The sequence below is a fragment of the Nocardia pseudovaccinii NBRC 100343 genome, assembly GCF_001613225.1.
Lineage (GTDB): Bacteria > Actinomycetota > Actinomycetes > Mycobacteriales > Mycobacteriaceae > Nocardia > Nocardia pseudovaccinii.
The window spans coordinates 1-13,248 of the sequence record NZ_BDBY01000211.1; the positions used below are offsets into that span (position 1 = coordinate 1).

The following is a 13,248-nucleotide window of genomic DNA, read 5'->3' on the forward strand; positions in this document are numbered from 1 at the left end:
GCCGCGAGCCGACAGCGCCGCAATAAGCGGCTGCAGGTCGCGGGCCGGGCCACCCTGACAATTTGTGCGGTGGTCGCGCTGCTGGTCACCGGCGGCGGTTGGAGCTATCTACGTTCGACCGCCAATGGCTTCACCCAGGTCTCCGCGCTCGACGACCATCCGGAAGACGTGGTCGACTCCGGCGCGCAGCTCGGCGACGAGAATTACTTGCTCGTCGGCACCGACACCCGCGCGGGCGTCAACGGCCAGGTGGGTGCCGGGACTCTGGACGATGCCGAAGGCTCCCGCGCCGACACCGTCATGCTGGTGAACATCCCCAAGAACCGTTCGCGCGTCGTGGTGGTCTCGTTCCCCCGTGACCTCGATGTCACCCGGCCGCAGTGCAACGGCTGGGACAACGACAAGGCCGAATACACCAACGAGGTCTTCCCCTCGGCCATGGGCGACAAGCTCAATGCTGTGTACGCGCTCGCCGGACCGAAGTGTCTGGTCAATGTGATCCGCAAGATGACGGGTCTGAGCATCGGACACTTCATCGGCATCGACTTCGCCGGATTCGAGGCGATGGTCGATCAGGTCGGCGGCGTCGATGTCTGCACGCCCAAGCCCATCATCGACGGCATCCTGGGCACCGTGCTGGGAAACTCGGGCCATCAGCACATCAACGGCGAGACCGCGCTCAACTACGTGCGCGCCAGGCACGTCTACGGCGAGGAACGCAGCGACTACGACCGGATCAACCGGCAGCAGCGCTTCCTGGCCTCGCTGCTGCGCGGCGCACTGTCGAGCCGGGTGCTCTTCGATCCCGGCAAGTTGAACGGCTTCATCTCCGCATTCACCAGCCACACCTTCGTCGACAAGGTGCAACCGACCGACCTGCTGACCCTGGGCCGCTCGCTGCAGAAGGTCGACGCGGGCGCGGTGACCTTCCTGACCATCCCGACCGCGGGCACCACCTCCTACGGCAACGAGATCCCGCGCGATTCGGATATCAAGGCGATCTTCCGCGCCATCATCGATGACCAGCCGCTGCCCGGCGAGAAGAAGTCGACCCCGGCCCCCGGTTCGATCCCATCGGCCCAGCCGGCGCCGCCGAAGCTGACCGCGGTCGATCCGAGTTCGGTATCGCTGCTGGTCTCCAACGGGTCGGAGACGGCAGGGGCGGCCAACAAGGCGGCGACCAAGCTCGGCAATCAGGGCTTCCAGATCTACAACACCGGCAATTACTCCGGCGGCAATTCCGAGGTCGCCACCAAGGTGCGCTTCGGGCCCGGCCACGAGGCCGAGGCGGCCACGGTGGCCAGTTCCCTGCCCGGGGCGACGATGGAGCAGTCGAACAGTCTCGGTGGCATCGTCGAGGTAGTGATCGGCGCCGACAACCCGACCATTCGCACTCCCACGCCGGTCGGCGATCCGATCTCGAATGTCTCGGTCACCGTGGCGAGTGCGGAACCGGTCACACTGCCCTCGGACCTGGAGCACGTCAACGCCGCCGACGAAACCTGCAAGTAGTGCCGCCGCGAGCTGGGGCAACGCCCTCGCTAACGTTCGGCACCACCCATTAACCCAGAGTTGGTGACTAGGTCAGCACCTGGCACTAGTGTCTCTTTTCATGCGTGTCATCTACAACGAGCAAATGGCCGACCTTGCCCACCTGCTGGGCGAGATGGCCGGTCTGGCGGGTTCGGCGATGGAACGGGCCACCCAGTCACTGCTCCAGGCCGATCTCACTCTGGCTGAGTCGGTGATCAGCGAAGGCGACCGGATCGCCGAAATGATCACCGATGCCGAGGAGAAGTCGTTTGCCCTGCTTGCGCTGCAGGCGCCGGTGGCGGGTGATCTGCGGCAGGTAGTGAGCGCGATCCAGATCGTCCAGGACGTCAACCGGATGGGCGCGCTGGCGCTGCACGTCGCCAAGGTGACCCGGCGCCGCCACCCCAACCACGCCCTGCCCGAGGCGGTGAACGGCTACTTCGCGGAAATGGGCCGCATCGCGGTGAATATGGGTGAGGGCGCCAAGGAGGTGCTCGAGTCCCGTGATCCGGAGCGCGCCGCGCAGCTCAACGAGGACGACGAGGCGATGGACGATCTGCACCGTCACCTATTCACGTTGCTGATGGATCGCGACTGGAAGTACGGCGTCGCCGCGGCCGTCGATGTGACGCTGCTCGGCCGCTACTACGAGCGCTTCGCCGACCACGCCGTGGAGATCGGCCGCCGGGTGATCTTCCTTGTTACCGGTGAGCTGCCGCCGGACCCCGACGCCGAGCTGTGAAACTCAAAAGGCCCGCGTCTGCACGCGGGCCTTTTGTTTCCAGCTGGCTCAACTGATTTCGTGAGCACATGGGTAACGCCGGGTACGGGCTGACGTGATGCGCTCGTACCGCCAGCCGCCTCCCCGCGCGTTCGGGCACATGAGTCTGGCGCCTGAAGGTGCGGGGAGGCGGAGGAGCCCGCACCACAGTGCGGGCCTTTTGGTTTTGCTTCTTATCCGAAGCGACCGGAGATGTAATCCTCCGTCGCCTTCTGGCCCGGGTTCGAGAAGATCTTCTCGGTATCGTCGATCTCGATCAGCTTGCCCGGCTTGCCCTGTGCCTCCAGGTTGAAGAAGCCGGTCTGGTCACTCACGCGCGCGGCCTGCTGCATATTGTGCGTGACGATGACGATGGTGAATTCCTTCTTCAGCTCGGTGATCAGGTCCTCGATCGCCAGGGTGGAGATCGGGTCCAGCGCCGAACACGGCTCGTCCATCAGCAGCACATCGGGCGATACCGCGATGGCGCGCGCGATGCACAGACGCTGCTGCTGACCACCGGAGAGGCCGCCGCCCGGCTTGTCCAGCCGGTCCTTGACCTCGTTCCACAGGTTGGCGCCGCGCAACGAACGCTCGGCGACCTCGTCGAGCTCCTTCTTGTTGCGCACACCCTGCAGCTTCAGTCCGGCCACCACATTGTCGCGAATCGACATGGTGGGGAACGGATTCGGGCGCTGGAACACCATGCCGATGGTGCGGCGCACGCCGACCGGGTCGACGGTGGAGCCGTAGATGTCCTCGCCGTCCAGCAGCACCGCGCCCTCGACGCGGGCATTCGGGGTCACCTCGTGCATCCGGTTGAGCGAACGCAGCACGGTGGACTTACCACAACCCGACGGGCCGATGAAGGCGGTCACGCTGCGCGGCAGCACCGACAGCTTGACATCGGCAACCGCATGGAATTTGCCGTAGTAGATATTCAGGTCTTTGACGTCGATCCGCTTGGCCATTTTTCCGTTCGCTTCTATCGGTTCCGCGTGAGCAGCTTGTTGACGACCGCGGCCGCCGCGTACAAGAGGGCGATCAGCAGGATCAGCGTCAACGCCGCGCCCCACACCCGGGCTCGGCCGGCCGGTTCCGGGTTCGCCAACTCTTGGTAGATCAGCAGCGGCAACGACGCCATATTGCCGTCGAACAGGTTGGTATTGATCGACTTGCTGTAGCCGACCAGCACCAGCACCGGCGCCGTCTCACCCATGACGCGGGCGAGCGAGAGCAGGATGCCGCTGATCATGCCGGGCGCGGCGGTCGGCACCACGATCCGAACGATGGTCTTCCACTTGGGAATTCCGAGCGCGTAGGACGCCTCGCGCAGCTCGTCGGGAACCAGCTTCAGCATTTCCTCGGTGCTGCGAATCACCACCGGGAGCATGAGCAGTACGAGCGCCAGCGATACCGCCAGGGAACTCTGCGGGAAGCCGAAGGTCGCGATCCACAGCGCGAAGATGAACAGCGCCGCGACGATCGACGGGACACCCGCGAGGATGTCGACCATGAACGTGGTGACCTTGGCCAGCACGCCACGCCCGTATTCGACCAGGTAAACCGCGGCCATGATGCCGAGCGGCACCGCCAGGATCGCGGCGACGACGGTCTGCACGATGGTGCCGTAGATCGCGTGGTACACACCGCCACCGGTCTGGTCCGGCAGGATGCCCTTCTGCGATTTCTGCCACCAGTCCGGCGAGACGACGGACTCGAGGCCCTTCGAAACCACCATGAACAGCACCCAGATCAGCGGCACGAGCGCGATGGCGAAGCAGGCCCAGACCACTCCGGTCGCGATGTTGTTCTTGAGGCGGCGGGCCGCGCTCACATGCCGGAAGGTGGGCGCCTTGACCGGCTTGTCGAGAGTCGTCGTGGTGGTCATTACCCGTTCACCCTTCCACCGGACACGAGCCGCGCCAGCGCATTGACGATGAAGGTCAGCGCGAACAGCACGAAGCCGGCCGCGATGTAGGCGCCGGTCGGCAGAGGCTGACTGAATTCCGATGCGGCCGCGGCGATTTTGGAGGCGAAGGTGTAGCCGCCGTCGAACAGCGACCAGTGACCGGCCTGTGCCGAGGTGCGCAGGATCACCAATACCGCGATCGTCTCACCGAGCGCGCGACCGAGGCCGAGCATGGAACCGGCGATCACACCGCTGCGGCCGTAGGGCAGCACCGTCATCCGGACCATCTCCCATTTGGTCGCGCCGAGCGCCTGCGCGGCCTCGATATGCGAGAGAGGTGTCAGGTTGAAGACCTCGCGAGAAACCGAGGTGATGATCGGCAGGATCATCACCGCCAGCACCACGCCCGCGGTGAAGATCGTGCCGCCACCGGAGATCGACACATTGCCGTCGGAGAACAGGAAGAACCAGCCGAGGTTCTTGTTCAGGAAGGTCTCGACAGGTTCGAGCCGCGGTGCGAGCACCAGGAAGCCCCAGAGACCGAACACGATGGACGGCACCGCCGCGAGCAGATCGACGAGCATCGCGAACGGACGCGCCATCGGCTTCGGCGAATAGTGGGTCAAGAAAAGTGCGATGCCCACACCGATGGGCACCGCGATCACCAGCGCGAGTATCGAACTCAACACCGTGACCATGAGCAGGTCCCGGATGCCGAATCGCAGGTGATCGGCATTGGTGGTGTTGAACTCGCTAGTGGTGAAGAAGTTCGCCTCGTTCGCCATGATCGAGGGCCACGCACGGATCAATAGGAATAGCGCGATCAGTGCGATGGCCGCCACGACCGTCGCACCGGCGGCGGTGGCAAGCGACCGGAAGATGACCTCGGCCCGCTGGCTGTGGCCGGGGCGGGCCTTCGGTGAGGCCGGTTCGGTGCTCGGTTCACTCGACATAGGGGCAGTATCTCCAGCCGCCCGCGGGCCAGTCGAATCCGACTGGCCCGCGGCGGTCACCTCAGGGTGCACGGTCATGGCGTGGCAGCTATCAGGAAATGGCGTTGATCGCGGTGGTCAGCTTGGTCTTGAACTTGTCCGGGATCGCGACGTAACCCGCGGTGTCCAGACCCTTCTGACCGTTGTTGACGGCCGAGGTCAGGAATGCCTTGACCGCCTTGGACGTGTCGGCGTCGGCGTACTTCGAGCAGACGATCTCGTAGGTCGGCAGAATGATCGGGTACGCACCGGCCGCGGTCGGCTTGTAGAACGACGAGGTGTCGAGCACCAGGTCGTTGCCCTCGCCCTTGATCTTCACGCTGTCGACGGCCTTGGCCGCGGACTCCGGGGTCAGCTTGACCGGATCCTTGGAGGCCGAGGTGACGACCTGCGCGATGGACAGGTTCTGTGCCTTGGCGAAGGACCACTCGTTGTAGGTGATCGAGTTCTTGGTGCTCTTGATGGCGGCCGAAGTGCCCTCGTTGCCCTTGGCACCCTCACCGATACCGCCGTTGAAGGTCTTGCCCGCGCCCTTGCCCCACGCGCCGTCGGAGGCGGCGTCCAGGTAGAGCTGGAAGTTGTCGGTGGTGCCCGACTCATCGCTGCGGAAGATCACCGAGATCTTGTCCGAGGGCAGCTTGGCGGTCGGGTTCAGCGCCTTGATCTCCGGCGCGTCCCAGGTGGCGATGGTGCCGTTGAACACCTTGGCGGCGGTCGGACCGTCGAGCACCAGATCGCTCACACCGTCGATGTTGTAGGTGATGGCGATCGGGCCGAAGACGGTCGGCAGGTTCCACGCCGGGGCGCCGCAGCGCTCCTGCGCCTTGGCGGGCTCGCCCTTCTTGTCGCTCAGCGGGGAGTCCGAACCCGCGAAATCGGTCTGGCCACCGAGGAATTCGTTCACACCGGCGCCGGAACCGCTGGAGGTGTAGTTCAGCGTGGAGCCGCTGCAGTTGGCCTCGTAGGCGGCGACGAAGCGGTCCATGGCGTTCTTCTGAGCCGAGGAACCGCTGGCCTTGAGGGCCTTCTTACCGCCACAGGCGACATCGACCTTGGCGGTGGAATCGCCACTGGACGAGGTGCTGTTGTCGTCGCTGCCACAGGCGGCCAGGGGCATGGCGACGGCGGCCAGCACACCGATCAGGGCGCTGCTGCGCTTGAAGTTCACTTATTCCTCCGGGGAATCGCGTTCGACACGCCCGGTCCCTCACCGGCCCGGGCGGGTTTCGTGGTGCCGTTCGCGGGGAACTTGCGCACCAGGCGGCAACTGTGCCGCCCTTATGTAACGTAAGGTCGCTCGGTTGACATTTGGACCAGGCTGAGTGAACGGAGGGTGAACAGCCCGGCGCTAATAGTCCCGTTATGTGTGACATTTGCCCCAGTGTTACTCGAGCAACCCCGGTGAGCCGCCTGTTATTCAGTCAGCGGCCGAATAAGCGACATCGATATGTGACGGTTCGAAGCCGAGTCGCGTATAGGTGTGCACGGCCGCGGTGTTGTCGGCCTCGGTATAGAGCAGAACCTCTGGCAGCTCGCGTTCGCGCAGGTAACGCAGGCCCGCGAGGGTGAGCAGACGGCCGAGGCCCCGGCCCTGTGCCGCCGGGTCGATGCCCACTACATAAACCTCGCCGACCGGCGGGTTCTCCTCGTAATGCACCTTCGTCCAGTGGAATCCGAGGATGCGGTCCGGATCGGCCGGATCCACCGCGATGAACAGCCCCTTCGGATCGAACCAGGACTCTTCGCGGCGGACGGCGATATCCCGCTCGGTCCAGCCGCCCTGTTCCGGATGCCAGGCGAAGGCCGCGTTATTGACGCGCAACAGTTCGGCGTCGTCGGCGGCGCCTTCGTAGGTCCGCAGCGCGTTATCTCCCGGAACGACCAACTCCGGTAGCTCCGGCGTTGCCAGTGGCCGCCGCATCTGCCACAACTCCCGTGCGACGCGCAGTCCGAGCCGGGCCGCGAGCGCCTGGGCGGCGGGCCGATTTCCGTGTGCCCAGACCCGAGCAGCCGATCCACCCTTTGTCAGCACGGCCGAGACCAATTCCGCACCGATGCCATGGTTGCGCGCAGCCGGATCGACGGCGACCTCGGCCATTGCGGGGTGTTCGCCATGCGCGGCAACGAGATTCGCGTAACCGGCGACGACACCGTCACGCAGCGCCACCAGATGTTCGGCCCCGGAATCGGTCGCGACGAGCGAGAGGACAGCCTGTTCGGAGACCGGCGCGACGCCGTCTTCGGCACTCGCCCGCTCCAGCAGTTCGCGCACCGCCCGCGCCACCTCGGCATCGAGCTCCGTACTCCACCGCAGCGTCGTCTCACCCATCAGCGTCTCCCTCGTCGATCCGTCATCGCGACGAACGCGCGAATACCGCGCGCCATTCCATCCGCTATGGGACGGATCCGTTGACGGTGACGGGCGGGGAATCGTCGGTGCCCTCGGCGGATTCGTCGTCGGGGAAGGTGACGTGGTCGCCCTTGGTGCTGTTGCGCGCGGGGCGTACGGCCTTGTAGCCGACATTGCGCACGGTGCCGATCAACGATTCGTATTCGCTGCCGAGCTTGGCGCGCAGGCGGCGCACATGCACATCGACCGTGCGGGTGCCACCGAAGAAGTCGTAACCCCAGACCTCCTGCAGCAGCTGGGCCCGGGTGAAGACCCGGCCCGCGTGCTGCGCGAGGTATTTGAGGAGTTCGAATTCCTTATAGGTGAGATCCAGCGGGCGACCGCGCAGCCGGGCGGTATAGGTGCCCTCATCGATCACCAGTTCGCCGAGAGTGATCTTGCCGGTGTTCTCCGGGCTCGCGACACCGCCGTTGCGGCCGACCAGCAGGCGCAGCCGGGCGTCCAGCTCGGCCGGTCCGGTACCGGGCAGCAGAATGTCGTCCAGGCCCCAGTCGGCATTGACGGCGACCAGCCCGCCCTCGGTCAGCACGGCGACCACCGGCACCGACGACCCCGTGCTGCCGAGCAGTCGGCACAGGCCACGGGCCGCGGCCAGGTCGGTGCGCGCATCGACCAGCGCGACATCCGCGGTCCCCGCCTCGAGCAGGGACGCCACCTCGGTCGGCGCCGGGCGCACATTGTGCGCCAGCAGTGACAACGCGGGCAGAACCGACTCGGGGTTGGGGTCGGAGGTCAGCAGGAGCAGCTCCACAAGCCCTCCTCCCATCTAGTAGCTCCGGACATCAGCCACACCGCCGGGGCCACGTCGCTTGATCACAGGTAATCGGTGCAAGATTAGCGCGTGAACGCCGATGACCTCGCTATCCGGGGTTAGTGTGGCACCTCGGCGCAGACGTGCGATACCCGAAAGACACCGCCAAGTAGTGTTGCCCGCATGCGCAAGCTGATCATCGGGCTGCTGTGCCTCGCGGCATTGGCGGTAGTCATCGATTTCGGCGCCGCCGCCTACTCCGAGTACCGCGTGTCGCGTGCCCTGCGTGTCGGCGCCGACCTCACCGCGGACCCCGACGTGGTCATCTATGGGTTCCCCTTTCTCACCCAGGCCCTCGACGGCCGATACCAGACCGTCGATATCCGCGCGCGCGTCATGCGACCCGATATCCCCGGCGAAATCTCGGTCGGCGCGACGCTGACCGGAGCTCACCTCTCCATCGGCGACCTCACCGACGGGAACGTGCGCGCGATTCCGGTGGATCGGGTCGAGGGGCAGATGCGGCTCGAGCCGACCGAACTCGGCAGGCTGTTCAAAATCCCGGACCTGCAAGTACATTCGGCGCCGGGGAACAAATCCGACGGAACCGGCGGATCGGGCGGGTCCGGTATGACCACCGGCGGGCAGCTCCTGCTCACCGGCACCATGCCGGGTAAGACTCCGAGTAAGCCGGGTGCACCGCTCGGCGGTGACAATGTGAGTGTGACCGCAGACCTCGTGGTCGACGGCGATCAGGTGAAGATCATCGCGACCAGCATCTACCGTGGTACGGGTGACGCCACGACGACCGCGGTCGTCACCGATACCGAGCGTCCGAAGGTGCTCGAGCAGTTCACCCGGACAATCGATACGAACGAACTCCCGTTCGGGCTACGGCCGACGAAGGTCTCCGCACAGGGCGGCCAGATCGTCATCGAGGCCAAGGCCGAGAACGTGACCATCGACCTGGACAGATTGCGGCGACCATGATTGAAATCACAATCCTGCTGATGGTGGTGCTTGCCGCGGTGGCCGTCGGAGTGGTGCTGCAGCGCCGCAACGGCAAGCTGCGCGCGAGCGACACCGAGGCACAGGATGAATCGGCGCGCACCGGTCTGCTGGCATCGGTCGGCGCCGACAACTCGGGCCCGGCGGTACTGCACTTCTCCGCCGACTGGTGCGGACCGTGCGATGCGGTGCGTCGCGTAGTCGCCGGGGTGACCGAGGAATTGTCCGGATCGCCGCGCCCGCCGCTGGATATCGAGGTCGATATCGATGCCGAGCCCGCGCTGGCCAAAGAACTGAACGTGCTCTCGCTGCCGACCACCTTCGTCTTCGATATCGAAGGGCGGGAACGATTCCGGATCTCCGGGGTCCCCAAGTCCGCGGACCTGCGTACCGCACTCGAGCCGCTGACGGTGGGGTAACTCTTCCGGTGAATCGCCCCTGACGGTGGAAAAACCGGGCGTGACAAGGGTTGATAGCAACTGTGACGAACCCCGGGTCCAATTCTCCGGCAGAACCAGGTAAACTCCTCTGCGTGCAAGCCAACCACGAGCTGATGCTCACCCGACGCCGCACAGTTGATCTGTGTCGCCTCGGTGGTTGTTGCTGCCTGTGTGGCTGAGCGGTCGGCTCCGTCAGATTTCCTGATGCCGACCTGCGTCCGTCGTGCGAGTGATCTTTTGATCCCCCGGCGAACTGGCATTTTTCCCGCCAACAGCGAAATTCAGCGCAGGAGTACGCACAATGTCCACAAATTCCCGAAACATAGCCGTTGAGAACGGGATTCCCGCCGCCGTAGATGTGCGCGGGCCACGCTTCGCCGCGTGGGTCACCATCGGTGTCCTCGTTCTGATCCTGCTCGCAGCGGCCGTTTCGACGCCGGTCGCCGCGGTGCTCGTCGCCGCACAGGCGGTGGTCTTCGCGATCGGCGCGGCCTACGGGCCCCGGCGGCATCCCTACGGCCGGATCTTCGCCGCGTTCGTCGCGCCGCGCGTTGGTCCGACCCTCGAAACCGAACCCGTGGCACCGCTGCGGTTCGCCCAATTACTCGGCCTGGTCTTCAGTGCCGTCAGCCTGCTGGGTTTCCTGGTCGGCTCCACCGTCGTCGGCGCGGTGTTCGCCGGCTTCGCCCTGTTCGCGGCGTTCTTGAATGCGGCGTTCGGGATCTGCCTGGGTTGCCAGATCTATCCGCTGGTCGCCCGACTCCGCCGGAACCCGTCCCCGGCGAACTGACACTGCAAGTCACCACCCCGAAAGGAACAACATGGCTCGCTCCGATGTCCTGGTCTCCGTTGACTGGGCCGAAGAGAACCTCAACGCCCCCGGCGTCGTCTTCGTCGAGGTCGATGAGGACACCTCCGCCTACGACAGCGGCCACATCGAGGGTGCCGTTCGGCTCGACTGGAAGAAGGACCTGCAGGATCAGGTTCGTCGCGACTTCGTGAACCAGGAGCAGTTCTCCGATCTGCTCTCGGCGCGCGGCATCGGGAACGACGACGAGGTCGTGCTCTACGGCGGCAACAACAACTGGTTCGCCGCATACGCCTACTGGTACTTCAAGCTGTACGGCCACAACAACGTCAAGCTGCTCGACGGCGGCCGCAAGAAGTGGGAGCTCGACGGTCGGCCGCTGTCCCGCGACGCCGTGAACCGTCCGGCCACCCAGTACAAGGCCGCCGCACCCGACCTGACCATCCGCGCGTTCCGCGACGAGGTCATTGCCGCCATCGGCATCAAGAACCTGGTCGACGTGCGCTCCCCTGACGAGTTCTCCGGCAAGATCCTGGCTCCGGCGCACCTGCCGCAGGAGCAGAGCCAGCGTCCCGGCCACATCCCGGGCGCCATCAACGTGCCGTGGAGCAAGGCCGCGAACGAGGACGGCACCTTCAAGTCCGATGCCGAGCTGACCGAGATCTACGGCGAGGCCGGGCTGGACGGATCCAAGGACACCATCGCCTACTGCCGCATCGGTGAGCGTTCCTCGCACACCTGGTTCGTGCTGCAGGAGCTGCTGGGCCACCAGAATGTCAAGAACTACGACGGCAGCTGGACCGAATACGGCTCGCTCGTCGGTGCACCGATCGAATTGGGAGAGTAATCACATGTGCGCAGCACCTACCCAGGGACAGGCCATTCCGGCCGGAGTCGATGTCGAGAAGGAAACGGTCATCACCGGCCGTGTTCTGAGCACTGACGGTCAGCCGGTCGGCGGCGCGTTCGTGCGCCTGCTCGACGGCAACGGTGACTTCACCGCCGAGGTCGTGGCCTCGGGCACCGGTGATTTCCGCTTCTTCGCGGCGCCGGGCGCGTGGACCGTGCGCGCGTTGTCCTCCTCGGGCAACGGCTCGGCCGAGGTTCGTCCGGAGGGCGCGGGCATCCACGCCGTGGATGTGGCAGTCGCCAAGTAAGTAATTGCGCCGACGGCCCCGTCGTTTCCCGGTAGCTGGGAAGCAACGGGGCCGTTGTGCTGGGCGGGACGCAACTCGTTAGACTCCAGTTGTGGTCCTCTTCTTCGAGATTCTGCTGGTGGCCGTGGCCGTTCTGATCGGCTGGTTCGGCCTGTACGTCTTCTACCGGTTGTTCACCGAATCATGAGTGAACTCGCGAGCGAAGGTTCCAACCCGGCCGAGCGAGCGAGTGAACAACTGAACGGCAACGGTCCGGCCGAGTCCGCGCCGCGCCGCAGTGGCGACGAGGCCGTGGCCGAGGCTGCCGAACGGGCGAAATGGACTGGTGCGCGCAATATTCCGGTGCTACCGGATCTGCCGCTGCCCGAGGACACCGCGAATCTGCGGCTCGGCCCAGATCTGAGTTCGTCGATGCTCGCGCTGCTGCCGATGGTCGGCGTGTGGCGCGGTGAGGGCGAGGGCAACGATCCCGCTCGCGGCGACTACCGCTTCGGCCAGCAGATCATCGTCTCCCACGACGGGGGCGATTACCTGGCCTGGGACTCGCGTTCCTGGGTCATCGAATCCGACGGCTCCTACGGCGGACCCGATCTGCGTGAGAGCGGCTTCTGGCGGGTCGGCATCGACGGTGATGACGAGGTCATCGAACTGCTGCTGACCCACAGCACCGGCATCGTCGAACTCTTCTACGGCACCGCCCTGACCCAGTCCTCCTGGGAATTGGCCACCGATGTCGTCATCCGCAGCCAATCCGGCATCGTCGTCGGCGGAGCCAAACGGTTGTACGGCATCGTCGAGGGCGGTGATCTCGCGTACGTCGAGGAGCGGGTAGTCGCCGATGGCCCCCTCGAACCCCGCCTCTCGGCCCGTTTGCAGCGCTACATCGGTTAGTCGCGCGGCCAGATCGATGTCAGGTCGATGTCGATCGGGAAGGGCACGTTGATCTTCAGGCGGTCGTGGAAGATACCGACCAGGCCGTAAGTTGCTGTGGCGGGGTCGAGTTCGTAGACGTAGACAACGGCTTCATCGTCACGACGCTCGACCCTCCAGTAGTTCGGGATTCCTGCCTTCGCATACTTGGTTGGCTTCGTCTCCCGGTCGCGTTCTTCGGAATCCGGAGACACTGCCTCGACAGCAAGAACAACGTCCTCAGCGAAGTAGTAGGTGGATAGACCTGCTCGACGAGTCGCCGCTTTGCTGACCACCAGGACATCTGGTTCCGGCATCTGACGCGGTCCGAGTTTGACGGCCATTTCACGGTCAGCATAGAGATCCGGCGGAGTTTGTTGATCGAGGTCCCGCCAGAGAACCGACACGCACCGGCTGTGCCACATTTCCTGCGGACTCACGAAGACCAGACCACCATCGATCAACTCGGTATGCTTCGGAAGGCCGCGCAGCTCCAGAAAGTCCTCGACTGTGAACCCACCAGCAGGTGGAATCACCCAGTCAGGAAACGGCTCAACGGTCATTGCCC

15 protein-coding genes are annotated in these 13,248 nt (G+C 65.1%); 8 read left to right on the top strand and 7 right to left on the bottom strand.

Annotation, left to right across the window (positions count from 1 at the left end):
• Both NP3_RS27175 and phoU read left to right on the top strand, forming a co-directional pair.
• On the top strand, nt 1-1,512 hold a 1,512-nt coding region (locus tag NP3_RS27175), incomplete at its 5' end, for an LCP family protein (RefSeq protein ID WP_063044449.1).
• A gap of 100 nt (nt 1,513-1,612) precedes the next feature.
• Nucleotides 1,613-2,275, top strand: a complete 663-nt coding sequence (phoU, locus tag NP3_RS27180; RefSeq protein WP_063044450.1) for a phosphate signaling complex protein PhoU — start codon at nt 1,613-1,615, stop codon at nt 2,273-2,275.
• A 212-nt stretch (nt 2,276-2,487) separates the two neighbouring features.
• Here phoU and pstB read toward each other — a convergent pair whose 3' ends face one another.
• The 6 genes from pstB to NP3_RS27210 form a co-directional block, all read right to left on the bottom strand.
• Complete coding sequence (gene pstB / locus NP3_RS27185; RefSeq protein ID WP_040686399.1) at nt 2,488-3,264, bottom strand: phosphate ABC transporter ATP-binding protein PstB; 777 nt, start codon at nt 3,262-3,264, stop codon at nt 2,488-2,490.
• A 14-nt stretch (nt 3,265-3,278) separates the two neighbouring features.
• Nucleotides 3,279-4,184 carry a phosphate ABC transporter permease PstA gene (pstA, locus tag NP3_RS27190; protein WP_063044451.1) on the bottom strand — a complete coding sequence of 302 codons (906 nt, stop codon included), beginning with the start codon at nt 4,182-4,184 and terminating at the stop codon, nt 3,279-3,281.
• The gene (pstC, locus tag NP3_RS27195) at nt 4,184-5,158 is read right to left on the bottom strand and encodes a phosphate ABC transporter permease subunit PstC (RefSeq protein WP_174566266.1); all 975 of its coding nucleotides are present in this window, start codon (nt 5,156-5,158) and stop codon (nt 4,184-4,186) included. The genes pstA and pstC overlap by 1 nt, the downstream gene beginning before the upstream one ends.
• A 91-nt stretch (nt 5,159-5,249) precedes the next feature.
• Nucleotides 5,250-6,365 carry a phosphate ABC transporter substrate-binding protein PstS gene (gene pstS / locus NP3_RS27200; RefSeq protein ID WP_157124569.1) on the bottom strand — a complete coding sequence of 372 codons (1,116 nt, stop codon included), beginning with the start codon at nt 6,363-6,365 and terminating at the stop codon, nt 5,250-5,252.
• A gap of 249 nt (nt 6,366-6,614) precedes the next feature.
• Nucleotides 6,615-7,526, bottom strand: coding sequence for a mycothiol synthase (mshD, locus tag NP3_RS27205; protein ID WP_063044453.1), 912 nt, complete (start codon nt 7,524-7,526; stop codon nt 6,615-6,617).
• A gap of 64 nt (nt 7,527-7,590) precedes the next feature.
• A complete protein-coding gene (locus tag NP3_RS27210; protein ID WP_063044454.1) occupies nt 7,591-8,358 on the bottom strand; it encodes a winged helix-turn-helix transcriptional regulator in 768 nt (255 codons plus the stop codon).
• Nucleotides 8,359-8,541: 183 nt separating this feature from the next.
• Here NP3_RS27210 and NP3_RS27215 point away from each other — a divergent pair, with 183 nt between their 5' ends.
• The 6 genes from NP3_RS27215 to NP3_RS27240 all read left to right on the top strand — a co-directional run bounded on the left by NP3_RS27215 (nt 8,542) and on the right by NP3_RS27240 (nt 12,662).
• A complete protein-coding gene (locus NP3_RS27215) occupies nt 8,542-9,348 on the top strand; it encodes an LmeA family phospholipid-binding protein (protein WP_063044455.1) in 807 nt (268 codons plus the stop codon).
• Entirely contained in the window at nt 9,345-9,785 is a 441-nt protein-coding gene (locus NP3_RS27220; RefSeq protein WP_063044456.1) for a thioredoxin family protein, read from the top strand. Before NP3_RS27215 ends, NP3_RS27220 begins: the two co-directional genes overlap by 4 nt.
• Nucleotides 9,786-10,107: 322 nt before the next feature.
• The gene (locus NP3_RS27225; protein ID WP_063044457.1) at nt 10,108-10,596 is read left to right on the top strand and encodes a DUF4395 domain-containing protein; all 489 of its coding nucleotides are present in this window, start codon (nt 10,108-10,110) and stop codon (nt 10,594-10,596) included.
• Between the two features lie 31 nt (nt 10,597-10,627).
• Nucleotides 10,628-11,461 carry a sulfurtransferase gene (locus NP3_RS27230; protein WP_063044458.1) on the top strand — a complete coding sequence of 278 codons (834 nt, stop codon included), beginning with the start codon at nt 10,628-10,630 and terminating at the stop codon, nt 11,459-11,461.
• A gap of 4 nt (nt 11,462-11,465) precedes the next feature.
• Nucleotides 11,466-11,771, top strand: coding sequence for a DUF1416 domain-containing protein (locus NP3_RS27235; RefSeq protein ID WP_062988334.1), 306 nt, complete (start codon nt 11,466-11,468; stop codon nt 11,769-11,771).
• A 183-nt stretch (nt 11,772-11,954) separates the two neighbouring features.
• Nucleotides 11,955-12,662, top strand: coding sequence for a heme-binding beta-barrel domain-containing protein (locus tag NP3_RS27240; protein WP_063044459.1), 708 nt, complete (start codon nt 11,955-11,957; stop codon nt 12,660-12,662).
• Here the strand turns inward: NP3_RS27240 and NP3_RS27245 are convergent.
• Nucleotides 12,659-13,243: a Uma2 family endonuclease gene (locus NP3_RS27245; RefSeq protein WP_063044479.1), complete on the bottom strand. Its 585-nt coding sequence runs from the start codon at nt 13,241-13,243 to the stop codon at nt 12,659-12,661. The genes NP3_RS27240 and NP3_RS27245 overlap by 4 nt on opposite strands.
• Nucleotides 13,244-13,248: the final 5 nt, after the last annotated feature.

Bases quoted from the DNA above. Each gene is read 5' to 3' on its own strand.
- phoU (WP_063044450.1), top strand. From the start codon at position 1,613: ATGCGTGTCATCTACAACGAGCAAATGGCCGACCTTGCCCACCTGCTG.
- pstB (WP_040686399.1), bottom strand. From the start codon at position 3,264: ATGGCCAAGCGGATCGACGTCAAAGACCTGAATATCTACTACGGCAAA.
- pstA (WP_063044451.1), bottom strand. From the start codon at position 4,184: ATGACCACCACGACGACTCTCGACAAGCCGGTCAAGGCGCCCACCTTC.
- pstC (WP_174566266.1), bottom strand. From the start codon at position 5,158: ATGTCGAGTGAACCGAGCACCGAACCGGCCTCACCGAAGGCCCGCCCC.
- mshD (WP_063044453.1), bottom strand. From the start codon at position 7,526: ATGGGTGAGACGACGCTGCGGTGGAGTACGGAGCTCGATGCCGAGGTG.
- NP3_RS27215 (WP_063044455.1), top strand. From the start codon at position 8,542: ATGCGCAAGCTGATCATCGGGCTGCTGTGCCTCGCGGCATTGGCGGTA.
- NP3_RS27220 (WP_063044456.1), top strand. From the start codon at position 9,345: ATGATTGAAATCACAATCCTGCTGATGGTGGTGCTTGCCGCGGTGGCC.
- NP3_RS27225 (WP_063044457.1), top strand. From the start codon at position 10,108: ATGTCCACAAATTCCCGAAACATAGCCGTTGAGAACGGGATTCCCGCC.
- NP3_RS27230 (WP_063044458.1), top strand. From the start codon at position 10,628: ATGGCTCGCTCCGATGTCCTGGTCTCCGTTGACTGGGCCGAAGAGAAC.
- NP3_RS27235 (WP_062988334.1), top strand. From the start codon at position 11,466: ATGTGCGCAGCACCTACCCAGGGACAGGCCATTCCGGCCGGAGTCGAT.
- NP3_RS27240 (WP_063044459.1), top strand. From the start codon at position 11,955: ATGAGTGAACTCGCGAGCGAAGGTTCCAACCCGGCCGAGCGAGCGAGT.
- NP3_RS27245 (WP_063044479.1), bottom strand. From the start codon at position 13,243: ATGACCGTTGAGCCGTTTCCTGACTGGGTGATTCCACCTGCTGGTGGG.